Below are 22,441 nucleotides of genomic sequence, written 5' to 3' on the forward strand. Positions count from 1 at the left end.
CAGGAAGGATGACGTCGCCCACCTTCTAACGACGCATGCTCCGTCCCGCTCAGGCCACAAACTCCGCCGCGCTCAGCCCAGTTTGCCTACATGGATGCGCAAAGCAGCCGCTTCGGTTTTGCCCGGCTCGAGCCAGCGCAGGCCCATGCCGTTGTGAATCGCATCGGGCAAGCCGAGCCACGGCTCGACGCAATAGAAGTCCGACTCCGGCGCTTCCGTCCAGGTCGTCACCGCATACCAGGGCACGGAGTTCGGTCGTTGGAGATCGATCGTGATGACGCGGCCGAGGCCCGGCGCGATCAGCCGCACCGGTTGCTTCGGCTCGCCGGTCAGGCAATGGAAGCGGTCGTGAATGCGCGCTTCGTCGAGCGTGTAGCGCGCTTCGCCCGGCTCGGCGGCGCTGATCGAACCGTCGGCCTGCTGGAAACGCCGCTCGGTGGGCGGCAATTCCAGCGACGTCTCGCTGCGCTGCGTGTGCGGCAGCGTGAAGTAAAAGTGATGGCCGGCGTAGTAGGGCAACGGGGCATCGCCGGTATTGGTGGTGGTGAGCGTGACGTCGAGCGTTTCCGCGTCGATCAGCGTGTACGCGGCTTCGAAGCGAAAGCCAAACGGATAGCCGCCGCGCGTCGCCTCGCTATCGGTCAGCACGAGGCGCAGGCCGGCGCCGTGCACGTCGGCGTGGGCGTCGAACGGCAGGTCGCGCGCGAAGCCGTGCATGGCCAACTCGCGCACCGTGCCCTGTGCGTCGCGCCAATAACCGATCTTGCCGTCCACGCGATGACGTCCGAGAAACGGAAACAGCAGCGGATTACCGCCGCGGATGCGCGCCGGCTGGCTCCAGTCGGCGTGTTCCGGCCAATGAATCACCTCCTCGCCGTCGATGAGCCACGAAAGCAGACGGCCGCCGGCTTGCGGCGCGAAACGGAGCACGGAGGCGTCCTGGGCGATTTCGAGAATGTCCTGCTGCGGAGAAAGAGGCATGGTCGATGGCGTGATCAGTAAGTGTTGAGCCGGCGCAAGCCCCGCCGGCCGAGACGACGATTTTGCTCTGCTTTGGCCTACGGGGAAACCCTTCTCGGGAAATTGCGAGTGTCGCGAGTTGGCGGTTGTTGCCGATAATCCGTCTCACTGCCCGGTGACTTCTACCGCCGGGCGAGATCGCTCAGGAGGCGTCATGGATCTCGCAATGGCAATGGGTGTCGCGCTCTTCGGCATGTTCACCGCAAGTACCGTCTACTTCTTCTACAAGCTCGAGCGCTGATCCGGGCGTCCGCTCGCTGCGCGACGCGCGGCTTGCGATCCGTAAGCTTCGCGCGCTTCCAGGCGCGCTGATCGCACGTCTCGCCGTCAGACGATTGAAAGGGCTGCTGCTGGTCGGCGGCCCTTTTCGTTTGCGTTTGGCTGACAACTGTATCGAGTTGTGACGCAGCGCGTCAAAATTTCCCCGAATGTGGCCGAGGCGCTTGGCGCTGACTTGCCACCCAGGCATAATCGGTGCGCTTTTTGACGCGCCGGCTGATTCATTGTGCGGCGCGCTGTCCCCGACATCTTCCTTACAAGGACTGCCGCGTGAATCTGTCGTTTCTGATCTTCCTGAGCGTGCTGCAAGGCGTGACCGAACTCTTCCCCGTGAGCAGTCTCGGGCATACGCTGCTCATTCCCGCATTGTTCGGCATGCATATCGATAAGCACGCGCCACAGTTGCTGCCGTTTCTCGTCGCGCTGCATCTCGGCACGGCGTTCGCGCTGCTGTGGTATTTCCGCGAGCGCTGGTGCGCGCTGGTGCGCGGCTTTTTCGCGTCATTCGGCGGACGCCGCAACGACGACGCGCACATGATGTGGGCGCTCATCATCGGCACGATTCCGGCGGGACTCGTCGGCCTGCTGCTGGAAAAGCGGCTCGAGCGCATCTTTCACGACCTGCGCATCGTCGCCATCGCGCTGATCGTCAACGGCGTGCTGTTGTGGGTGGGCGACCGCCTGCAGCGTTCGCGCGCGCATCAGGCGCCGGAGAAGATGACCTTCCGCCAGGCGTTTTTTGTCGGCCTCGCGCAGATCGGCGCGCTGATTCCCGGCTTCTCGCGCAGCGGTCTCACGATGATCGCCGGCAACGCGGCGGGTCTCACCGCCGAGAAGGCCGCAGAGTTCTCGTTCCTGCTCGGCACGCCGATCATTTTCGCGGCCGGGCTGCTCGAACTGCCGAAGCTCTTCCATGCGCCGGGCCAGCTTGCGGATGCACTGCTCGGCGGCGTGCTGACCGCTATCGCCGCGTATCTCAGCGTGCGTTTCCTGATGCGCTATTTCGAAGGCCGCGGACGCCTTGCTTCGTTCGGCGTGTACTGCGTGATCGCGGGCATCGTGTTCCTCGGCTGGTTCGCATTGCATCCGCAGCCGGTCTGATAATGTTAAGGATGCCCGCCGCGTTCTGGCGGGCGCGGGGCGATCGGTTATAATCCGGGCCCAGTCGTGTGCGGCGGTAGCTCAATTGGATAGAGCACAGGTCTTCTAAACCTGAGGTTGTGAGTTCGATCCTCGCCCGCCGCGCCATCGTCTGCATGAAGAATCCCATCTACCGACTATCCGGCGATGGGATTTTTTTTCGCCCGCGTTTTCGTCAACCCTTGCGCCAATAAAAAAGGGCAGCCGAAGCTGCCCGTCGAAAGCCGCACCGCGCAGGCGGGCTGTTGCTTACCGTTGTGGCTCGCTATCGCGTGTTCCGCATGTTTCGCGCGTTCACTTTCACTGCCTGATGTTCAGCGCGGCGGTCAGGTCGCCCATCGGCTTGCCGCCGTTGGCGACGAGCGCGGCGTCGCGGGCCGCGATGCCCGGCAGCGTCGGCAGCGAGAAGCGATGCGTGATGAAGCGCAGGATCGACGTCGTGTCGTATTGCGTGTGATCGACGAAACCCTTCTTCGCGAACGGCGAGATGATGAGCGCCGGAATACGCGTGCCCGGACCCCAGCGGTCGGCCTTCGGCGGCGCGACGTGATCCCAGAAGCCGCCGTTTTCGTCGTAGGTCACGACGACCAGCATGTTGTTCCACTGCGGGCTCTTTTGCAGATGCGAGATGACATCGGCGATATGCTGGTCGCCCGACGCGACGTCGGTGTAGCCAGGGTGCTCGTTCAGGTTGCCCTGCGGTTTGTAGAACGTGACTTGCGGCAGCGTGCCGCTGTCGATCGCCTTGATGAACTCCGAGCCGCCGAGGCCGCCGTCGAGCAGATGCTGCGCGCGGTTTGCGCTGCCCGGCGCGAGATCGGCGAAGTAGTTGAACGGCTGGTGATGCGGCTGGAAGTTCGGCGCCGTCAGATTCGCGCCGTAAATCACATTCGACGTGCCGTTCTGCGCCGCCGACAACGCCGCGCCCCACGCGCCGCCGTACCACGCCCACGACACCTTCGCGTTGTTCAGCAGATCGCCGATGTGCTGCTGCGTCTGCGCTGGCAACGTCGTGGCCGCGCCTGGGTCGGCGAGATTCGCGTCGCCGCCCGAGGCCGCCTTGTTGCCGCTCGGCTGATACGGCGGCTGCATCGTGTTGATCGCGAAGAAGTCGGGCGTGAGGTTGCCCGACAGCACGAACTTCGGCGGGCCGTTGAGCGACGAAGCCGGCGAGTTCGATGCGAGCTTGAGCGTCACGCCGTCGCTTTCGACTGCCGAAATCGAGCTGGCCGCCGGGCTCTTGTCCGCGTTCGGATAGACCGGCGTGCACGCGCACACGAGCCACTGGTGATTCAGGAACGAGCCGCCGAATGCGCCCATGAAGAAGTTGTCGGCCAGCGTGTATTGCTGGGCGATTTTCCACAGCGGTAGCTTGTCGGCGTCGAGCGTGTAGTGGCCCATCACCAGGCCGCCCGAATCGGCCCATGCGGCGAACTTGTCGTTCTTGCCGCCGTCAATCTGCATCTGGTTTTCATAGAAGCGGTGATACAGATCGCGCGTCGTCTTCGTGATCGGCGTGTTGAAACCGTTGGGGTCGTCGATCGCGAACGGACTGTTCGGCAAGTTGGCGGTCATCGCTTGCGTGACGACCGGTGTCACGCCCGTTTGCGTGAGACCGTTCCAGACTTGCGGCAGCGTCGCGAGCGTCGAGCCGTCGCGGTCCAACTGCTTCGCAGCGGTCGCGCTGACGTTCTGCAAACCGTTCGCGCCCGGGAAGTTGCCATACAGATTGTCGAAGCTGCGGTTTTCCGCGTAAATCACCACGACCGTCTTGATCGAAGCGATGTCGGGTTGCGTGACCTCGTTGCCGCCGCACGCATACAGGCTTAACGCTGCGGCGATCGCCAACGGCGTCGCGCAGATCAGTTTCTTGTTCATTTATCTGGATTCTCTCTCTCGCGTTGGGGACGGGCCTCGGGCATTCCTTAACCCGATGACCGCGCGCAAAAGTGTGGCAACGCAATTTGACAGAAAGATGTATTCATTACGGATCGCTTTGAATCGGCGATGGCCGTCGGCTGGATGTCATTTCGACGACATACAGATGAAATACCCTCGCGGACTTCGATAGCGCACATTCACATCATTCATATGCGGCTCGGTTTGTCGGGGATCAGGAAGACGGTAGGGCGCGTGACGGCGCGGGGCGGCGTGCAAGCGGATGCCGATGCGGTCCACGCTGAGCGCGCGGTGGCGGTTGCTCGCGGGCTTGGGTCTGGATTGGCGTCGACGGTTGCATTGGCAGCCGTGGTGGTAAGCGCGGGGCTTGCAGGGTGCGATTCGGGCGCGAACGCGCAGTCGGGTTTGGCGTCGGCGTCGGCCGCCGCCTCCGCTGCGCAGCCAGTGAAAGTGGCCGCACACGAAGCCGCGCCGGCCGGCGGCCAAACGCGCGCGCAAGTCTACGAATCGGTGCGCAAGATGAGCGCGCTTGGCAAGCAACTGTTCTTCGATCCGTCGCTATCCGGCTCGGGCAAGCTCGCGTGCGCGTCGTGCCACAGTCCCGACCACGCGTTCTCGCCTGCCAACGCGCTGTCCGTGCAACTGGGCGGCAGCGACATGCATCGCGTCGGCATGCGCGCGGCGCCGACGCTCAAATACTTGCAATCGGTGCCCGCGTTCGCCGAGCACTATCACGAGTCCGACGACGAAGGCGACGAAAGCGTCGACGCGGGCCCGACCGGCGGACTGACGTGGGACGGCCGCGTGGATCGCGGCGGCGACCAGGCGCGAATTCCGCTGTTGTCGTCGTTTGAAATGGGCAGTTCGCCGGCGCAAGTCACCGCGGCGGTCAAGGCCGCGCCGTACGCCGGCGATTTCCGCGACGCGTTCGGCAAAGACGTTTTGGATAACGACGACGCGACCTTCAAGGCGGTGCTGCAAGCGCTCGAGACCTTCGAGCAGACGCCCGAACTGTTCTATCCGTACAGCAGCAAGTACGACGCGTACCTGGCGGGCAACGCGCAGCTCACGCAAGCCGAGCTGCACGGCCTGCAACTTTTCAACGACGAGAAGAAGGGCAACTGCGCGAGCTGCCACATCAGTCAGCGCACGATGGACGGCGCGCCGCCGCAGTTCAGCGACTTCGGCCTGATCGCGATCGGCGTGCCGCGCAATCGCGCGCTGCCGGTGAATCGCGATTCGCGCTTTTACGATCTCGGCGCGTGCGGCCCGGAGCGTACCGATCTGAAGGGACGCTCGGAGTTCTGCGGCATCTTCCGCACGCCGACGTTGCGCAACGTCGCGTTGAAAAAAAGCTTCTTTCACAACGGCATCTATCACTCGCTCGAAGACGTGCTGCACTTCTATGCCGAGCGCGACACGAACCCGGAGAAGTTTTATCCGGTTGTCAAAGGCAAGGTTCAGAAGTTCGACGATTTGCCGCGGCGCTATTGGGCGAATCTGAACACGGAGCCGCCGTTCGATCGGAAGCCGGGCGACAAACCCGCGCTCGACGACGCGGAAATCAAGCACGTGGTGGCGTTTCTGAATACGCTCACCGACGGGTACAAGGCGGGGAATTAAAGCGACGGGCTTGCGGGATGGAAGTGCTACTTGCGTGCGAGCGGGTGGCCCGCTTGAATTGATTGGCGCCAGCAGCGCGCCGGATTTAGACGCGTGCGTCGGCGAGTATGACGTAGCAGGCCGACAGCAGCATCGCAAAAGAGACGAGCAGACACGCGATGCCGGCGCGCGTCACGAGGTTGGGCCAGCGCGGCCGGCGAAGTCCGTCGATGCGGACGATAGGGCGCGCGAGACCGGGGTCGCGGCGAATCGCGACGGGCACGAGCGCAAGGCAAAGCAGCGCGAGTGAGACAGCGAAGGTTTCGAGGGCAACGGAGAGTTCCATGATGGGGCGTTTGAAGTCGTTCAGCGTGAAGACGCAATACGGCCAATCATAGGAATGCAGGTTACGCGGCGATATGGGAGCTATCCTAAAAATGCCGACCTTTGCGTGCTTGCGGCCAACTGTCGCTGCCGACGGACTCATGGCGGCCTATGAGGCGACGCGACGCCAGGCTGTTGGAAACGGACATGCTATGCTTTTGGGGTCCAGATCAAGAGCCGCATAAGCTTCACAAGCCGTACAAGCTGCGCTCATGACCGCCCGAAACGTTTCCGAGGAGAACCCTTCATGTCGATGCGAACCCGTGCTTTCCGTCAACTGACCGCCGCCGGTCTGCTGCTTGGCGCGGCGATTGGCGCCCAGGCAGCGAATCTGGGCTTCCTGAACGACACGCCGATCAGCTACATGAAGCAGCGCGACGTCGACTCAGTGAGGCAGGCCGTCTTTACCACGCTCGATCAAAAGCAGGACGGTGAAACCACCACCTGGGTCAACGAAGGCACGCGCAACAGCGTGAAGATCGACGCGACCATTCAGGTCGTGAAGACGTCCAAGGAAGGCGCGCGCACCTGTCGCGACCTCGGCATCGTTCTGAACGCGAAGGGGCAGTCGATGAACCTGCACCCGCAATTCTGCAAACAGGGCAGCGGCACCTGGCAATTGCAGAAAAAGCATTGAGCATGCAGGCAGTGCTGATCGACCACACGCGCGGGCAAGCCGCAAGCCGGGCGCGGCGCGCGCGGCGATGAGTCCGCGGGTCGTCTCGTGCGGCATCGTCCTGCTCGATCCAGAGGGGCGCGTGCTGCTCGCGCACGCCACCGAAACATCGCACTGGGACATTCCCAAAGGTCACGGCGAGGAAGGCGAGGCGCCGCACATCACCGCGCTGCGTGAGATGGTCGAGGAGACGGGAATCGCCATTGAGCCCGAGCGTCTGAAAGACCTGGGCCTTTTTGTCTATCGGCGCGACAAGGATCTGCATCTGTTTGCGGCGCGCGCGACCGCGGACGAACTCGATCTGAGTTCATGCACCTGCACGTCGCTGTTTCCGCGCCGCTCGGACGGCACGCTGATTCCGGAGATGGACGCGTATCGCTGGACCGCACCCGACGAAGTGGACAAGTACGCGAGCCGCAGCCTCGCGCGGCTCTTTCACACAACGCTTTCGCTGACGGAGTTGCATCGGTCGCTGTAGCGGGCGCTGTAGCGGCGAGCGCCGACAGATGCAAAAAACAAAAGGCGTGCATCGGATGAAACCGATGCACGCCTTGATCGACCACCAGATGCGCGACTAGCGCGCTCTCAGGCCATAACACCTCAGGCCGGCTTGCCCCAACTATCGCGCAAGCTCACGATCCGGTTGAACACCGGCTTGCCCGGTTTCGAATCGACGCGGTCCGCGACGAAGTAGCCGTGCCGCTCGAACTGATAGCGCTGCTCCGGCAACGTACCGTGCGCGCCCGGCTCGAGGTACGCGTTGACCACGCGCTTCGAATCCGGGTTCAGCGCTTCGAGGAAATCGCGGCCGCCGGCGTCCGGCTGCGGCTCCTTGAACAGACGGTCGTAGATGCGCACTTCGGCCGGGCACGCGGCTGCCGCGCTGACCCAGTGAATGTTGCCCTTGACCTTATAGTTGTTCGCGCCTTCGGTGCCCGACTTGCTGTCGGGGAAGTAGTTGCAATGCACCGCGACGATGTTGCCGTTCTCGTCCTTCTCCGCGCTCGTGCACTCGATCACATAACCGTAGCGCAGACGCACCTTGTTGCCGGGGAACAGGCGGAAATAGCCCTTCGGCGGCGTCTCGGTGAAGTCGTCGCGCTCGATCCACAGCTCACGCGAAATCGGAAACTCGCGCACGCCTTGTTCCGGATGATGCGGATGCACCGGCGCGCTGCAGGGCTCGGTGAGGCCAACCGGGAAGTTGTCGATGATCAGCTTCAGCGGGTCGAGCACCGCCGCGATGCGCGGCGCCTTCTCGTCGAGATCGTCGCGCAGCGCGCCTTCGAACACGCTCATGTCGATCCACGAATCGACCTTCGTCACGCCGATGCGCTCGCAGAACAACTGGATCGACTCCGGCGTGAAGCCGCGCCGGCGCACGCCGACGATGGTCGGCAAGCGCGGGTCGTCCCAACCGTCGACGTGGCCTTCATTCACGAGTTGCAGCAGCTTGCGCTTGCTGGTGATCGCGTACGTGAGGTTCAGTCGCGAGAATTCGATTTGCTGCGGCAGCGGACGCGTGAAAATGCCGGCATCGGCGAGCTCGTTCAGAATCCAGTCGTACAACGGACGATGGTCTTCGAATTCGAGTGTGCACAGCGAATGCGTGATGTTTTCGAGCGCGTCCGAGATGCAGTGCGTGTAGTCGTACATCGGGTACACGCACCACGTATCGCCGGTGCGGTAATGATGCGCGAAGCGAATGCGGTACAGCACCGGGTCGCGCATGTTGAAGTTCGGCGACGACATGTCGATCTTCGCGCGCAGCACGTGCTCGCCTTCCTTGAACTCGCCCGCCTTCATGCGGCGGAACAGGTCGAGGTTTTCTTCCACCGAACGCTCGCGGAACGGCGACGGCGTGCCGACTTCGGTGGCCGAGCCGCGGTTCGCGCGCATTTCTTCCGCCGACTGGCTGTCCACATACGCCTTGCCGCGCTGGATCAGCAGCTCGGCGAATTCGTACAGCTTGTCGTAGTAGTCGCTCGCGTAGTACAGGTGTTCCTTGCCGTCTTTCTGCCACTCGAAGCCGAGCCAGCGCACGGCGTCGATGATCGACTCGACGTATTCGACGCTTTCCTTTTCCGGATTGGTGTCGTCAAAGCGCAGATGGCACACGCCGCCATAGCTGCGCGCGACGCCGAAGTTCAGGCAGATGCTCTTCGCGTGACCAATGTGCAGATAGCCGTTCGGCTCGGGCGGAAAGCGCGTTTCGACGCGCTGGCTCCACTTGCCGGTGCGGTTGTCGTCGTCAATGATGTTGCGGATGAAATTGGATGCCGCTGGCGCGTCGTTGCGTTCGGTATTCATGCGAGATGGTGAAAGTCTGTCGGGGGCGCGCGGTGCGCTCACTTATCCGACAATTCTACCTGACGAGGCTCGATGCGGCAGGCGAGTGCGGGCCGTGGCCGACGTTTGAGCGCGGTTCGTGTGCGGTTGTGGGGATTCTAGGGCGCGCGGGAAAGCGCTGAGGCCGGCGGGAATGCTGCGCTTTTTTGTTTTTTGCGCAGGTCTCGCGGGCGGGTGCGCGGCCGTCGGCTCGCTGACACGGGGCCGATCGTGCGAGGTGCTGTGGCCGCTGGGCTCGCGGACCCGCGGCTTGACGGCTTCACGGCTTCGCGGCCTTACGGCCTCGGGGCCTCACGGCTTCGCGGCCTCACGGCCTTACGGCTTCGCGGCCTCACGGCCTTACGGCTTCACGGCCACACGGCTTCGCGGCCTCACGGCCTCACGGCCTCACGGCCTCACGGCCTCACGGCGCATGTGCCCCTCGCCGCCGCCGGCGCGCGCGAACCGCGCCGGCTATCGCCGGCTTGCACCGGCCGTTGCTGTTCGTGCAACATGGCGCCCTCAGTTCGTCCTCAATGCCGGAGTTTCTCGGATGCCAATGCCGACGCACGGCGCGCCTCGCGCGCCTTTCACCTTTTTCTGGCGGCGGGCCGCGGCCGCGGCGCTATTCGCCGCGCTCACCACGCTCACCGCCGCCGTACTCGCGCCCACTCCGGCGCTCGCAAAAACGCCACCGCCCAAAGCCGTCTTCGATGCATCCGCCGTTGCGACGCCGGACCGCTTCAGCGCCGACGCCGCGCAGCAGATCTTCGCCGCGGGCGGCAACGCGGTCGATGCCGCGGTAGCTATCGCCTTCACGCTGGCCGTCACGCGCCCCGACGCGGGCAATCTCGGCGGCGGCGGGTTTATGACGCTCTTCGTCGACGGCAAGCCGTATTTCCTCGATTACCGCGAGCGCGCGCCGCAACAGGCGACCCGCGACATGTATCTCGACGACAAGGGCAACGTGGTGCCGGGCATGAGCGCCGTCGGTCATCGTGCGGTCGCGGTGCCGGGCACCGTCGACGGCATGTGGCAGGCGCAGCAGCGTTTCGGCAAGCTCAAGTGGAAGCAGGTGCTCGCGCCCGCAATCCGTTATGCCACCGACGGCTTTCAGGTCGACCCCTGGCTTCAGCAGCGGCGCGACGCCACGGCGAAAAATTTTGCCGGCAAGACCAACTTCGATGCCTATTTCTCGAGCCTGAAGGCCGGCGCCACGTATCGACAGCCGGAACTCGCGCAAACGCTCGCGCGCATTGCCAGCGACGGCGGCCGCGAGTTTTACGAAGGGCGCACCGCCGATCTGATCGCGCAGCAGATGTACGGCCACGGCCTCGTCACCCGCGCCGATCTGCTTCAATACAAGGCCGTCTGGCGCCAGCCGCTCGCCGCGAACTGGAACGGCTATCAGGTGCTCACCGCGCCGCCGCCGGGTTCGGGCGGCGTCGGATTGATACAGATGCTCAAGATGAAGGCCAATCTGAAGCAGGCTTTCGACGGCCTCGAAGTGAATTCCGCGCCGTACATTCATCTGATCGCGCAAATCGAGGACCGCGTGTTCGCCGACCGGCAGCAATACCTGGGCGACCCCGACTCGTACAAACCGCCGGTCGACAAGCTGCTCGACGACGCCTACCTCGCCCAACGCGCCGACGAAGTCAAAGCCGACGAGGTGCCGGGCGCGACGCCCGTCAAGCCGGGCCTTGGCGAAGCGCCGCCGGAAAAGGCGCAGACGACGCACTTTTCGGTCGTCGACAAATGGGGCAACGCGGTGTCGAACACGACGACGCTCGACGGCGAATTCGGCTCCGGCGTGGTGGTCGACGGCGCGGGCTTCCTGTTGAACGACGCGATGGACGACTTCGTGACGAAGCCCGGCACGGCGGGCCAGTCCGGCGCCGAACTCAACACGATATTGCCGGGCCGCCGCCCGCTTTCGTCGATGACACCGACCATCGTCCTCAAGGACAACAAAGTGTCGCTCGTGATCGGCACGCCTGGCGGCTCGCGCATTCCGACCTCGATTTTCCAGGTGATGACCGATCTGTACGACTTCAACATGACGCCCGCCGACGCGCTCGCGGCAATGCGCTTTCATCACCAGTTGCTGCCGCAAAAGACGATCTACTTCGAGCCCTACCGGCCGATTACCGGCGAACTGGCCGAGCAGTTGCAAGCGATGGGCTACGCGCTCGAAGCACAATCGTTCAACGGCGACGTGCAGATGATCTGCATCGACGGCACGACGCCCGAGCCCGCTGCCGATCCGCGCGGTATAGGAGTGGGGCGCGTGATACGTTAAATGCCACGGTAAGCGCGACGTTAAGCGCGACGTTAAGCGCGCTCGGCCGCATTCACGATTGCATCGCCAAAAACAACACGACGGGGAACACCATGAACGCACGAAAACTCAACGCACTCATCCTGCCCGGCTACCAGAACTCCGGTGCCGGGCATTGGCAGACTCGCTGGGAGGCGCTCGATCCGGCATTCACTCGCGTGCAGATGCCTGACTGGGATCATCCCGTGCGCGACGCGTGGTGCCGCGCGCTCGACGCCGCGGTCGCAGCCGTGCCAGCCGCCGACGCGCCGATCGTCTTCGCGGCCCACAGCCTCGGCTGCCTGACAGTCGCGTTCTGGGCGTCGCAGTACGCGAGCGCCGCGCAGCTCGCCAAGGTCGCCGGTGTGCTGCTGGTCGCCGTACCCGATCCCGCCGAAGCGCACTTTCCGCAGGACGCCGTCGGCTTTGCCCCCGTACCGCTCGAGCGCCTGCCGTTCGCGAGCATCGTCGTCGCGAGTACGGACGACCCGTACGGCGGCGTGCCGTTCTCGCAAGCCTGCGCGAAAGCTTGGGGCAGCCGCTGGATCGACGTCGGCCCGCGCGGGCACATCAATGCCGACAGCGGACTCGGTGACTGGCAGGACGCGCGCGACTGGCTGGCGTCGCTCGGCAAGTGAGCATGAAAGCGCATGGCCGCCATAAGCGTGAACGCGAGGCAGCCGCGCTAGATGCGTCGTGACATTGGTCCGCGCGGCTCTCCGTAGCACGCGCGCCGAACCGTCGACACGACGCTCGCCGCAATCGCGACTACATCGCTCTATCGCGCCCGCCCGTCGACGGCAAGCTTCAAATCACCGCCTGGCTCCGCAACGCCGAGATTCGCGCGTCGTCGTAACCGAGCACCTCGCGCAGCACGCTCTCCGTGTGTTCGCCGAGCGTCGGCGGGTGAGTGAGCGCCTGCGGCGGCGTGCCCGTCATATTGATCGGATTGCGCACCAGCTTGACGGTGCCGCCCGACGGATGCGGCAAGTCGACCTGCATGCCGCGCGCCACCACCTGCTCGTTCTCGAACACTTCGGCGAGATCGTTGATCGGACCGCACGGCACGCCCGCGGCCTCCAGCGCCGCGATCCATTGCTGCTTGCCCTGCAGGCGGACCATCTCCGCGAGAATCGGCACCAGCACGTCGCGGTTGCGCACGCGCGCGGGGTTGGTCGCGAAACGCTCGTCATCGGCAAGATCGGGACGCCGGCCCACTTCGACGAACTTGCGGAACTGCCCGTCGTTGCCCACCGCGACGATGATCCAGCCATCGCTCGTCTGGAAGGTCTGGTACGGCACGATGTTCGGATGCGCATTGCCCCAGCGCACCGGCGGCTGACCGCTCGCGAGGTAGTTCGAATTCATGTTGGCGAGCATCGCGACCTGAACGTCGAGCAACGCCATGTCGATATATTGGCCTTCGCCCGTGCGGTCGCGGTGCGTCAGCGCGGTGAGCACCGCGATGGTCGAATACATGCCGGTCATCAGGTCGGCAATCGCCACGCCCGCCTTTTGCGGGCCGCCGCCTGGCTGACCGTCGCGCTCGCCGGTAATGCTCATGAATCCGCCGATGCCTTGCACGATGAAGTCGTAGCCCGCGCGCTGCGCATACGGTCCAGTTTGCCCGAAACCCGTCACCGAACAGTAGATGAGATCGGGCTTCACTTCTTTTAGCGACGCGTAATCGAGGCCGTATTTCTTCAACTGCCCGACCTTGTAGTTCTCGAGCACCACGTCGCTTTGCGCGGCCAGCTCGCGAATGATCCGCTGGCCTTCGGGCGATGCGATGTCGACGGTCACCGAGCGCTTGTTGCGGTTGGCGGCGAGGTAGTACGCGGCCTCGTGTGTGTCCGCGCCGTCGGGCGTCTTCAGGTACGGCGGCCCCCAGTGGCGCGTGTCGTCGCCCACTTCCGGCCGTTCGATCTTGATCACGTCGGCGCCGAAATCGGCAAGCGTCTGCGCGCACCAGGGACCGGCGAGCACGCGGGTGAGATCCAGCACGCGGATATGACTGAGAGCGCCCATGTTTGTCGATGTCTCCAATCCAGTTGGGCGGCGCGCGAGGCACCGCGAATGTGGGCAATCTTAAGCGATTGGCGCGGGCCGGCGCAGTCGGCCGAACGTCATAAGACGCATCAGACGCATGCCGATGTCTCACACTGCCCGGTCAAACCTGGCCGAATGGCTAACGGGCCCGCGGCGCTGCCGCGCAACGGCGCCGATCCCGTATAATCAGTCGTTTAAGAAACAAACAGTTGGCGCATCTCACGATGCCGCCGGTAGAAGTCTGGAATAGTCAGGACCGTCCCCCGCACGCCATGAAAGCCGCCGAAATCCGCGAGAAATTCCTCAAGTTCTTCGAATCGAAGGGCCATACGATCGTTCGCTCGTCGAGCCTTGTGCCCGGCAACGACCCGACACTGCTCTTCACCAATTCGGGAATGGTGCAGTTCAAAGATGTGTTCCTCGGCGCGGAATCGCGTCCGTATTCGCGCGCCACGACCGCGCAGCGCAGCGTGCGCGCAGGCGGCAAGCACAACGACCTCGAAAACGTCGGCTACACCGCGCGTCACCACACGTTCTTCGAAATGCTGGGCAATTTCTCGTTCGGCGACTACTTCAAGCGCGACGCAATCCACTATGCGTGGGAGTTGCTGACGGGCGTCTACCAGTTGCCCAAAGACAAGCTGTGGGTCACCGTCTATCACGAAGACGACGAAGCGCACGATATCTGGGCGAAAGAAGTGGGCGTGCCGGTCGAGCGCATCATCCGTATCGGGGACAACAAGGGCGCACGTTACGCGTCGGACAATTTCTGGCAAATGGCCGACACCGGCCCGTGCGGCCCGTGCTCGGAAATTTTCTACGACCACGGCCCGGACGTGTGGGGCGGCCCGCCTGGATCGCCGGACGAAGACGGCGACCGCTACATCGAGATCTGGAATCTCGTGTTCATGCAGTTCAACCGTGACGCCCAAGGCAACATGACGCCGCTGCCCAAGCAGTGCGTCGACACCGGCATGGGCCTCGAGCGGATTGCCGCTGTCTTGCAGCACGTGCACAGCAATTACGAAATCGATCTGTTCCAGGCGCTCATCAAGGCTGCGGCGCGCGAAACCGGCGTGAGCGATCTGACGAATAACTCGCTGAAGGTGATCGCCGATCACATCCGCGCGTGCTCGTTCCTGATCGTCGACGGCGTGATTCCCGGCAACGAAGGCCGCGGCTACGTGCTGCGCCGTATCGTGCGCCGCGCGATCCGTCACGGCTACAAGCTCGGCAAGAAGGGTTCGTTCTTTCATCGCATGGTGGCCGACCTCGTCGCGCAAATGGGCGGCGCTTACCCCGAACTGAAGGACGCGGAACAACGCGTGACCGACGTGCTGCGTCAGGAAGAAGAGCGCTTCTTCGAGACCATCGAGCACGGCATGTCGATCCTCGACAACGCGCTCGCCGAGCTGGACGGGAAGGGCGGCAAGACGCTCGACGGCGAACTGGCGTTCAAGCTGCACGACACCTACGGCTTCCCGCTCGACCTCACGGCCGACGTGTGCCGCGAGCGCGAAGTGACGGTGGACGAAGCAGCGTTCGACGAAGCCATGGCGCGTCAGCGCGAACAGGCGCGTGCGGCCGGCAAGTTCAAGATGGCGCAGGGCCTCGAATACTCGGGCGCGAAGACCACGTTCCACGGCTACGAGGAAATCGTTTTCGACGACGCGAAGGTCGTGGCGCTGTATGTGGACGGCGCGTCGGTGCAGCAAGTCACGCACGGCCAGCAGGCCGTCGTCGTGCTCGACCACACGCCGTTCTACGCGGAATCGGGCGGCCAGGTCGGCGACCAGGGCTTGCTCGCCAACGCAAGCGTGCGCTTCGCCGTCGCGGACACGTTGAAGGTCCAGGCCGACGTGGTCGGTCATCACGGCACGCTCGAACAGGGCACGCTGAAGGTCGGCGACGTGGTGAAGGCCGAGATCGACGCAGTGCGCCGCGCGCGCACGGCTCGCAATCACTCGGCCACGCACCTGATGCACAAGGCGCTGCGCGAAGTGCTCGGTTCGCACGTGCAGCAGAAGGGCTCGCTCGTCGATCCGGACAAGACGCGCTTCGACTTCGCGCACAACGCGCCCATGACGGACGAACAGATCCGCCGCGTCGAGCAAATCGTCAACGCCGAGGTGCTGGCGAACTCGCCTGGCATCGTGCGCGTCATGCCGTTCGACGAAGCGGTGAAGGGCGGCGCGATGGCGCTGTTCGGCGAAAAATACGGCGACGAAGTGCGCGTGCTCGATCTCGGCTTCTCGCGCGAATTGTGCGGCGGCACGCACGTGCATCGCACCGGCGACATCGGCCTTTTCAAGATCGTGATGGAAGGCGGTGTGGCGGCGGGTATTCGTCGCGTGGAAGCGATTACCGGCGATAACGCCGTGCGCTTCGTGCAGGACCTCGACGCGCGCATCAACGCCGCGGCTGCGGTGCTGAAGGCGCAGCCGTCCGAGCTGACGCAACGCATCACGCAGGTGCAGGACCAGGTGAAGCAGCTCGAGAAAGAACTGAGCGCGCTGAAGTCGAAGATGGCGTCGAGCCAGGGCGACGAACTGGCGGGTCAGGCAATCGAAGTCGGCGGCGTCCAGGTTCTCGCGGCAACGCTGGAAGGCGCGGACGTGAAGACGCTGCGCGAAACGGTGGACAAGCTCAAGGACAAGCTGAAGAGCGCGGCGATCGTGCTGGCTTCCGTCGAAGGCGGCAAGGTCAGTCTGATTGCCGGCGTGACGGCGGACGCGAGCAAGAAGGTCAAGGCCGGTGAACTGGTTAACTTTGTCGCGCAGCAGGTTGGCGGCAAGGGCGGCGGCCGGTCGGATATGGCTCAGGCCGGTGGCACTGAGCCGGCCAATCTGCCGGCAGCGCTGGCTGGCGTGAAGGGCTGGGTCGAAGCGCAGCTTTGATTCTGATTCGCTGGTGAGCTGCGGTCGGCTGTTTTAAGGCCGGCTGTAGAGTTCAGAAAGAGGGCCACGTAGCGCGCCGGATTGTCGGCGTGGTGCGTGGCCCGATTTTTTTGCACGAGCGGCTTTGCGCACGAGGTCGGTTGCCGGTTTGAAGGCGATTGTGAGCGCCTCACTTCGGCGTGAACCGCAATCGCTCACTGAAACAGCCGCAAACCACGCAGCGCTTCCTTCGGCGCAAAATCACGCGACGTCCGCGCCTATGTCAGCCTGAACGCGCGCATGCGCTTCGGCATCGCCAGCCACATCCGCCACATCAACGCGCCCGGCTTCCCCCAAACCCCGCACATTCTCCTGCCCCAACAGCGTCTGCTTCAACGCATTGAGCGCCGACGAAAAATGTCCGCGTCGCCAGACGAGCAGCGTTTCGATCGCGCCGATGTCCGGCAAGTCATGCACGGCGATATTGCTCGCGTCGGCGGCCAAGCCGAGCACCGACCGCGGCGCCACTGCAACGCCCGCGCCCGCCGCGACGCAAGCCACGATCGCGTGATACGAGCCGAGTTCCAGCACGCGCGCCGGCCTCACGCCGTGCTCCAGATACCAGTTCTCGATGTAGGTCCGATACGCGCAGCCGCGCTCGAACGCAACCAGTGTCGACAGCGCGATGTCGCGCACTTCGCGGATCGGCCGATGCCCGCGCGGCGTCAGCATCACGAGTTCCTCCTTGAACACCGGCACCGTCTCGAACACATCGCCGAGGACCGCCGGGTCGAACGGCGTAGCCACCAGAGCGGCGTCGACGTCGAATTCGCGCACGCGCTCGATCAGCTTGCCGGTCGTGCCCGTCTCCAGTTCGAGCGCGACATCGGGCCATTGCTGGTGATACTGCGCGAGCAGGCCCGGAAGACGTGTGGCCGCGACGCTCTCCATCGTGCCCAGACGCAGGCGTCCGCGGGGACGGTCGGCGCGCACGGCATGGCGCGCTTCGTCGGCGAGAGCGAGCAGGCGTTCGGCGTAAGGCAGCAGCGTTTCACCGGCGGGCGTCAGCACAAGACGCCGCCCGTCGCGGATAAACAGTTCCGCGCCGAGCTGCTCTTCGAGCTGCTTGATGCGCGTGGTGACGTTCGATTGCACGCGGTTGAGCTTCGCGGCGGCGCGCGTCACGCCGTTCTCGCGTACGACGGCCCGAAAAATCGTCAAGGCGGCCAGGTCCACGATTCTCTCCTAGCGATGAATGGTATCCAAATTATTCATTTTTCATGATTGGATCGTCAAGCTAATATGAGACTACCGGTGCGACTCACCGGGCCCGCGATCCCGACGCGGTTTCCACCGCTCCCTCGCCTTTCGAATGGCCGCCCATGAACGATCTCGCTTCCGACGCCCACCGCCTTCCCACCGAATCTCATGCGGCCCGGCGTGCGGCGCTTGCGTGTATGGTGACGCTCGCCGTCGCGCTCGGCGTCGGGCGGTTCGCCTTCACGCCGCTTTTGCCGCTGATGCTGCACGGCGGCGCGTTCGGTCAGCCGCCAATCGACATCGAGCACGGCGGCTGGCTGGCGTCGTTCAACTACGCGGGCTACTTTGTCGGCGCGCTGACGTGCGCGGCGCTGCGCGTGGAACCTGCACGGGTGGTGCGCGCGGGGCTCGCACTGACCGTGCTGTTGACGCTCGCGATGGGCGTCACGAGCCAGTTCTGGGTGTGGGCGGTGGTGCGCTTCGTCGCGGGCGCGGTCAGCGCGTGGACTTTCGTTTTCGCGTCGCAGTGGGGCTTGCGGCGGCTCGCCGAGCTCCGTCAACCTGCGTGGAGCGGCGTAATTTATACGGGGCCGGGCGTCGGCATCGTCGGAACTGGGCTGCTGGTGAGCGCGGCGGGCGGTTATGGCGCGACGGCGGGCTGGATCGGCTTCGGCCTGATTTCGGCGGTGCTGGCGGCAGCGGTGTGGCCGGCGTTCGGCAATGCGGCCGCGTCTGATCGTAAGGCGGCAGGGCGCGCGTCGGCGTTGTCTGCGACAGAACGGAGAGCCAGCGACGTGGCCGCCGCGACGTCGGACGAAACCGGCGCAAGCCGCGCGGGCGCCGCCACAACGCGACATGCAGCCATCAACAGCGGGCCGGCCACGCATCGTGCGGACGCCTTCTGGCTGGTCGTCCTGTACGGCGTGCCGGGCTTCGGCTACATCATCACCGCGACGTTCCTGCCGGTCATCGCGCGCCACGCGTTGCCCGGCTCGCCGTGGCCGGACCTGTTCTGGCCGATGTTCGGCGCGGCGCTGATGGTCGGCGCATTGCTGGCGGCGCGCCTGCCGTTGCATCTGGATAACCGCGTGCTGCTGGCGGGCAGCTACGTGCTGCAAGCCGCGGGTATCGCGCTTGGGATCGTCTGGCCGACGGCGGGCGGTTTCTCGCTCGGCAGCATTCTGATCGGCGTGCCGTTCACCGCGATCACCCTGTTCGCGATGCGCGAGGCGCGGCGTCTGCGCGGCGACGATGCCGCCGGCCTGATGGGCTACGCGACGGCCGCTTATGGCCTCGGACAGATCGTCGGCCCGCTGGTCGCCGCGCCGATCGCCGCGCACACCGGCTCGTTTTCGCTCGCGTTGTGGCTCGCGGCCGGCGCGTTGCTGGTGGGCGCTGCGGGCCTTGTCGTCGTCGCGCGGATGCCGCGTGGGCGAGGGCGAATGCCGGACTGCGGCTGCGGTTGAGCGCGCGCGGCCACGGCGGCGATGCGGCCAGGAAGAAGTTGGAACCGTCCGTCTGCAGGCTTTTGCTGCTGCGGGTCGGACTTGGCGCCTATGTCGGCTACGGTTGATGAACAAAAAGGAGCGACACGCCAACCGCCAACTGCTATCGGCGACGCCCTACGGCGAAAAGCCCTAGCGCTTTGCGCCCAGTGCTTCGGCTAGAGGAAGTCCCATCGGTCGTCCCACGACGGAACGGCGATTCGGCTTCCTCGACGCGGCCGTACCCGACCCGCGCACCGATACCTCTCTAACCCTGGGCCCCGCCTCAGCCCCGCTGCCACTTCAGCGAAGCGAACCGATACAACAAACGGCCGCCGGGCGCACTAAAATGAGCGCTTTCCGTCATCCCCGCGCGCCTGTCGCCGGCCGCGCCGCCCAGCATGCAACATTTCGCGTCCGACAACTACGCCGGCATCTGCCCCGAGGCGCTCGACGCGCTGATCGCCGCCAATAACAGCGGCCACGAACCGGCCTACGGCGACGACTCCTGGACCAGCCAGGTCTGCGACCGTCTGCGTGATCTGTTTCAGACCGACTGCGAGGTGTTCTTCGTGTTCAACGGCACGGCGGCCAACTCGCTCGCGCTGGCGTCGCTGTGCCAGTCGTACCACTCGGTGATCTGCCATGAACTCGCGCACATCGAAACCGACGAGTGCGGCGGCCCCGAATTCTTCTCCGGCGGCTCGAAGCTGCTGACGGCGCCGGGCGTTGGCGGCAAGCTCACGCCGGACGCCATCGAGGCCGTGGTCACGCGCCGCGCCGACATCCATTATCCGAAGCCCAAGGTCGTCACGCTGACGCAGTCGACGGAAGTCGGCACCGTGTACAGCGTCGACGAAGTGCGCGCGATCGCGGAGGTCGCGAGGCGGCATCGTCTGAAAGTGCATATGGACGGCGCGCGCTTTGCCAATGCGGTCGCTGCGCTGAACGTGCATCCTTCGGAAATCACATGGCGCGCGGGCGTCGATGTGCTGTGTTTCGGCGGCACCAAGAACGGCTTGCCGGTGGGCGAGGCGGTGGTGTTCTTCGACAGAACGCTCGCCGACGACTTCGCTTACCGCCTGAAGCAGGCAGGGCAGCTTGCGTCGAAGATGCGCTTCATTTCCGCACCTTGGCTCGGTCTGCTCGATAGCGACGTGTGGCTGCGCAACGCGCGTCATGCGAACGCGATGGCCGAGCTGCTGCAAACGCGCTTGCAGGACATTCCCGGCGTGAGCATCATGTTTCCGCGCGAGTCGAACGCGGTGTTCGCGCAGTTGCCCGCACGAGCCGCGAAGGCCATGCGCGAGCGCGGCTGGAAGTTCTACGAGTTCATCGGCGCGGGCGGCTGCCGGCTGATGTGCGCATGGGACACGCAGCCGGAAACGGTCGAGCGCTTCGTAGCCGAAGTGCGCGAGCTATGCGCGGCGTAAGATGGCGTGCGTCGCGCAAGGCGCGGAGGGCGCTGGAGGTGGGCGAAGTGGGCGCGGCGGCGAGCGACGCAGGCCATGCAAGCCACGCGAGCGATGCAAGGCACGTGAGCGATGCAAGGCACGCGAGCGATGCAAGGTGCGCGAGCGATGCAAGGTGCGCGAGCGATGCAAGGTGCGCGAGCTATGCAAGGTGCGCAAGCGATGCAAGGTGCGCGAGCGATGCAAGGTGCGCGAGCGATGCAAGGTGCGTGAGCGATGCAAGGTGCGTAAGCGATGCAAGCCATGCAGGCCACCCACGCCACCCACGCGCGATAGGCCGCACAAGCTACGCACACCACGCACGCAAACCCTCGGGAGATCTGCGCTGCGCCAAGCCGGCCTCGCCAGTCCGCAGAGCCCGTGAACCGGCGAGGCCCGCACAATAGCGACCGAGGCCCACGCAGCCCAACGCACCCAACATACCCACCGCCGACCGCGACGAACCGCACAAAAAACCACTCACCATGACCGACTACCGATTCTGCCCGCGCTGCTCGACGCCTCTCATCGAGCGGGCCGACGCCGAGCATGAAGGCGGGCGCATCCGCCAGACCTGTCCCGACGAGCAATGCGGCTACGTCCACTGGAACAATCCGCTGCCGGTGGTTGCCGCGATCGTCGAATACGAAGGCAAGATTCTGCTCGCGCGCAACGCCGCATGGGCCGAGGGTGTGTTCGCGCTGATCACCGGCTTCCTCGAAAACGGCGAGACGCCGGAGGAGGGCATTGCGCGCGAGGTGTGGGAGGAGACGTCGTTGCACGCGGAGTCGGTTGAACTGATCGGCGTGTATGAATTCATCCGCAAGAACGAACTGATCATCGCGTATCACGTGAAGGCGCATGGCACCATTTCGCTGTCGCCCGAACTGCTCGAATACCGGCTCGTGGAACCGGCGAATCTGCGTCCCTGGCGCGCGGGCACCGGTCAGGCGCTCGGCGAATGGATGCGGCGGCGCGGTCTGCCGTTCGAATTCGTCGACAAGCCGGGACAGTAAGTGCGTTTGCCGCGTTCGCCGAGTTCGCCGCAAGCAGGTCTCGCAGCGGCGTCGACGAACGGCACTACGGCACCAATGGCACCAATGGCACCAATGGCACCAATGGCACCAATGGCACCACGACAACGACTCTCCGCGATGCACCGATAAACAAAAGCGCCCCACAGCCACCTTCGTTCGAACCAACGCCCATGTCCACGACCGCAGCCAAACCCCAACCCACCGCACGAAGCGCCTATCCGCATTTCCTCACCATCACCACGCGCTGGATGGACAACGACGTCTACGGTCACGTGAACAACGTCGTCTACTACAGCTACTTCGATACGGTGGTGAACGAGTATCTGATCCGCGCGGGCGTGCTCGACTTCGAGCGCGGCGCGACTATCGGACTCGTGGTCGAAACGCATTGCAACTACTTCGCGCCGCTGGTGTTTCCGGAGCGCGTCGACGCAGGCTTGCGGGTGACGCGGCTCGGTGCGTCGAGCGTGCGCTATGAAGTCGGACTGTTCCGCGAAGGCAGCGACGAAGCCGCCGCCCAAGGCCACTTCGTGCATGTGTACGTGGATCGCGTGACGCGCCGTCCGGTGAATCTGCCCGACGCACTGCGCGCGGCGCTCGAGCCGATCGGCGTTGCCATCGGCACCGCGGACTAGG

18 protein-coding genes and 1 tRNA gene are annotated in these 22,441 nt (G+C 64.7%); 13 read left to right on the forward strand and 6 right to left on the reverse strand.

Annotation, left to right across the window (positions count from 1 at the left end):
* Window positions 1–72: 72 nt before the first annotated feature.
* On the reverse strand, window positions 73–981 hold the full coding sequence (locus tag P0D87_RS21900) for an aldose epimerase family protein (protein ID WP_053858531.1): 909 nt from the start codon (window positions 979–981) through the stop codon (window positions 73–75).
* Window positions 982–1,135: 154 nt separating this feature from the next.
* Between P0D87_RS21900 and P0D87_RS21905 the strand changes: the two genes are divergently transcribed.
* The 3 genes from P0D87_RS21905 to P0D87_RS21915 all read left to right on the forward strand — a co-directional run bounded on the left by P0D87_RS21905 (window position 1,136) and on the right by P0D87_RS21915 (window position 2,547).
* Entirely contained in the window at window positions 1,136–1,261 is a 126-nt protein-coding gene (locus P0D87_RS21905; RefSeq protein ID WP_208716164.1) for a UDP pyrophosphate phosphatase, read from the forward strand.
* A 308-nt stretch (window positions 1,262–1,569) separates the two neighbouring features.
* On the forward strand, window positions 1,570–2,400 hold the full coding sequence (locus P0D87_RS21910) for an undecaprenyl-diphosphate phosphatase (RefSeq protein WP_053858530.1): 831 nt from the start codon (window positions 1,570–1,572) through the stop codon (window positions 2,398–2,400).
* Between the two features lie 70 nt (window positions 2,401–2,470).
* Window positions 2,471–2,547: transfer RNA gene (locus P0D87_RS21915), tRNA-Arg, on the forward strand.
* 192 nt (window positions 2,548–2,739) lie between these two features.
* On the opposite strand, the gene P0D87_RS21920 is transcribed toward P0D87_RS21915, so the two are convergent.
* On the reverse strand, window positions 2,740–4,317 hold the full coding sequence (locus P0D87_RS21920; RefSeq protein ID WP_053858529.1) for an acid phosphatase: 1,578 nt from the start codon (window positions 4,315–4,317) through the stop codon (window positions 2,740–2,742).
* Between the two features lie 213 nt (window positions 4,318–4,530).
* On the opposite strand from P0D87_RS21920, the gene P0D87_RS21925 reads away from it, so the two are divergent.
* Window positions 4,531–5,961 carry a cytochrome-c peroxidase gene (locus P0D87_RS21925; RefSeq protein WP_114156319.1) on the forward strand — a complete coding sequence of 477 codons (1,431 nt, stop codon included), beginning with the start codon at window positions 4,531–4,533 and terminating at the stop codon, window positions 5,959–5,961.
* An 85-nt stretch (window positions 5,962–6,046) separates the two neighbouring features.
* Here the strand turns inward: P0D87_RS21925 and P0D87_RS21930 are convergent, their stop codons facing one another.
* Complete coding sequence (locus tag P0D87_RS21930) at window positions 6,047–6,286, reverse strand: hypothetical protein (protein WP_053858528.1); 240 nt, start codon at window positions 6,284–6,286, stop codon at window positions 6,047–6,049.
* A 285-nt stretch (window positions 6,287–6,571) separates the two neighbouring features.
* On the opposite strand from P0D87_RS21930, the gene P0D87_RS21935 reads away from it, so the two are divergent.
* Together P0D87_RS21935 and P0D87_RS21940 are read left to right on the forward strand one after the other, a co-directional pair.
* Window positions 6,572–6,961: a hypothetical protein gene (locus P0D87_RS21935; protein WP_006052010.1), complete on the forward strand. Its 390-nt coding sequence runs from the start codon at window positions 6,572–6,574 to the stop codon at window positions 6,959–6,961.
* 67 nt (window positions 6,962–7,028) lie between these two features.
* A complete protein-coding gene (locus P0D87_RS21940; protein WP_029967715.1) occupies window positions 7,029–7,478 on the forward strand; it encodes an NUDIX hydrolase in 450 nt (149 codons plus the stop codon).
* Between the two features lie 122 nt (window positions 7,479–7,600).
* Here P0D87_RS21940 and P0D87_RS21945 read toward each other — a convergent pair whose 3' ends face one another.
* Window positions 7,601–9,310 carry a glutamine--tRNA ligase/YqeY domain fusion protein gene (locus P0D87_RS21945; protein WP_006052012.1) on the reverse strand — a complete coding sequence of 570 codons (1,710 nt, stop codon included), beginning with the start codon at window positions 9,308–9,310 and terminating at the stop codon, window positions 7,601–7,603.
* 571 nt (window positions 9,311–9,881) lie between these two features.
* Here P0D87_RS21945 and ggt point away from each other — a divergent pair.
* Together ggt and P0D87_RS21955 are read left to right on the forward strand one after the other, a co-directional pair.
* Window positions 9,882–11,630, forward strand: a complete 1,749-nt coding sequence (gene ggt, locus P0D87_RS21950; protein ID WP_408637033.1) for a gamma-glutamyltransferase — start codon at window positions 9,882–9,884, stop codon at window positions 11,628–11,630.
* Between the two features lie 92 nt (window positions 11,631–11,722).
* A complete protein-coding gene (locus P0D87_RS21955; RefSeq protein ID WP_006052014.1) occupies window positions 11,723–12,286 on the forward strand; it encodes an RBBP9/YdeN family alpha/beta hydrolase in 564 nt (187 codons plus the stop codon).
* Window positions 12,287–12,455: 169 nt separating this feature from the next.
* Here P0D87_RS21955 and P0D87_RS21960 read toward each other — a convergent pair whose 3' ends face one another.
* Complete coding sequence (locus P0D87_RS21960) at window positions 12,456–13,676, reverse strand: CaiB/BaiF CoA transferase family protein (RefSeq protein ID WP_053858526.1); 1,221 nt, start codon at window positions 13,674–13,676, stop codon at window positions 12,456–12,458.
* A gap of 293 nt (window positions 13,677–13,969) precedes the next feature.
* On the opposite strand from P0D87_RS21960, the gene alaS reads away from it, so the two are divergent.
* The gene (gene alaS / locus P0D87_RS21965; RefSeq protein ID WP_053858525.1) at window positions 13,970–16,594 is read left to right on the forward strand and encodes an alanine--tRNA ligase; all 2,625 of its coding nucleotides are present in this window, start codon (window positions 13,970–13,972) and stop codon (window positions 16,592–16,594) included.
* 240 nt (window positions 16,595–16,834) lie between these two features.
* On the opposite strand, the gene P0D87_RS21970 is transcribed toward alaS, so the two are convergent.
* Complete coding sequence (locus P0D87_RS21970) at window positions 16,835–17,809, reverse strand: LysR family transcriptional regulator (protein WP_053858524.1); 975 nt, start codon at window positions 17,807–17,809, stop codon at window positions 16,835–16,837.
* Window positions 17,810–17,955: 146 nt separating this feature from the next.
* Here P0D87_RS21970 and P0D87_RS21975 point away from each other — a divergent pair, with 146 nt between their 5' ends.
* The 4 genes from P0D87_RS21975 (at window position 17,956) to P0D87_RS21990 (ending at window position 22,440) form a co-directional block, all read left to right on the forward strand.
* Window positions 17,956–19,299 (forward strand): YbfB/YjiJ family MFS transporter, encoded by a 1,344-nt coding sequence (locus P0D87_RS21975; RefSeq protein ID WP_053858523.1) that lies wholly within the window; start codon window positions 17,956–17,958, stop codon window positions 19,297–19,299.
* Window positions 19,300–19,718: 419 nt separating this feature from the next.
* Window positions 19,719–20,750, forward strand: a complete 1,032-nt coding sequence (locus P0D87_RS21980) for a threonine aldolase family protein (protein ID WP_053858522.1) — start codon at window positions 19,719–19,721, stop codon at window positions 20,748–20,750.
* Window positions 20,751–21,253: 503 nt separating this feature from the next.
* Window positions 21,254–21,784, forward strand: coding sequence for an NUDIX domain-containing protein (locus P0D87_RS21985; protein WP_053858521.1), 531 nt, complete (start codon window positions 21,254–21,256; stop codon window positions 21,782–21,784).
* Between the two features lie 191 nt (window positions 21,785–21,975).
* Complete coding sequence (locus tag P0D87_RS21990; protein WP_053858520.1) at window positions 21,976–22,440, forward strand: acyl-CoA thioesterase; 465 nt, start codon at window positions 21,976–21,978, stop codon at window positions 22,438–22,440.
* Window position 22,441: the final 1 nt, after the last annotated feature.

The organism is Paraburkholderia sp. RL17-368-BIF-A (assembly GCF_046054045.1).
In the GTDB taxonomy this organism is placed as follows: domain Bacteria; phylum Pseudomonadota; class Gammaproteobacteria; order Burkholderiales; family Burkholderiaceae; genus Paraburkholderia; species Paraburkholderia graminis.